This is a genomic window from Stenotrophomonas sp. GbtcB23 (assembly GCF_019091045.1).
Classification (GTDB): Bacteria; Pseudomonadota; Gammaproteobacteria; order Xanthomonadales; family Xanthomonadaceae; genus Stenotrophomonas; species Stenotrophomonas rhizophila_A.
Window position 1 is genome coordinate 1 of record NZ_JAGXKC010000679.1, and the last position, 237, is coordinate 237.

The window sequence follows — 237 nt, forward strand, 5'->3', positions numbered from 1 at the left end:
CAACATGCTGGCAGACATTCTCGCGATCATCGCCAATCCGCGCCTGAGGCATCCGCGATGAGAGCACGCGATATCCCCATCACCGCCTGGATCGGCATGCTCGGCATTGCGGTCGCCTTCTTCTGCGCCATTTTCGCTCCGCTCTTCGCACCCTATGGGGAAACCGACGTGGTCGGCGCCGTCTGGCAGGAGGCGGATGCGCAATTTTTCTTCGGGCTCGACAATCTCGGCCGCGAT

The 237-nt window shown here is 61.6% G+C and carries 1 protein-coding gene; it reads left to right on the forward strand.

Going from position 1 to position 237, the window contains the following annotated elements; all coding sequences use genetic code 11:
- Nucleotides 1-57: 57 nt before the first annotated feature.
- The coding region (locus KVS69_RS20545) for a hypothetical protein (protein ID WP_217540195.1) at nucleotides 58-237 on the forward strand (180 nt) is incomplete at its 3' end.